This is a genomic window from Paraglaciecola polaris LMG 21857, assembly GCF_000315055.1.
Lineage (GTDB): Bacteria > Pseudomonadota > Gammaproteobacteria > Enterobacterales > Alteromonadaceae > Paraglaciecola > Paraglaciecola polaris.
In genome coordinates, this window is the sequence record NZ_BAER01000108.1 from 1 (window position 1) to 644 (window position 644).

At 34.9% G+C, this 644-nt stretch carries 1 protein-coding gene; it reads left to right on the plus strand.

Annotated features, from left to right (window positions below; translation table 11 throughout):
• Positions 1-425 precede the first annotated feature (425 nt).
• On the plus strand, positions 426-644 hold a 219-nt coding region (locus tag GPLA_RS16990; protein ID WP_040515199.1), incomplete at its 3' end, for an HvfA family oxazolone/thioamide-modified RiPP metallophore.

Genomic DNA, 644 nt, shown 5'->3' on the forward strand with positions numbered 1-644 from the left:
CTGTTATGTCAGCTAATAATACTGTCATTAGATCTTAAATTTAAGGTGATTGGTATAAGTTGCTTGTTTTTTATACTGTGATTGTAAATATTTCTCTGTTGTAATGTCCGCTCCTTTAATTTTAGATTATCTTTGCTGCATCATAATCGGCATAATCGGCATTAGCGGTAATCGTTGTTGATTAAGTCACTAAAGTTTGAATTGATGCCCTTAACTATCTGTTTAATATACTCATTAATTTTCATTACAATTATTCTGATCGGAGCGTACATGATGGGCTACACTGGATATTCGTTAAGTTTTATTACTAAAGATTAATTGTTGATGAAAAAAATATTTGTGCCAATGAAATATTCTTAAACAAGCCTAGGTCTATACATTCGTGAACAACATTAATATTCTAAAAATCAATTAAGGTGTCAGATATGAAACAAATTAAACAGACTACTATCGCAACCGCAATCGGCGCTGTTGTACTTGGCTCTTTGGCTTCTATGAGTTTTCAAGCTAATGCAGCGCCTTTCGGTATGCAGACTCTAGAGTCTGGTTATATGCAAGAAGCCGCAGAAGGTAAATGTGGTGAAGGTAAATGCGGTGGCGATAAAGCCGAAAAAATGACGAAAGAAGGTAAGTGTGGTGGCGAT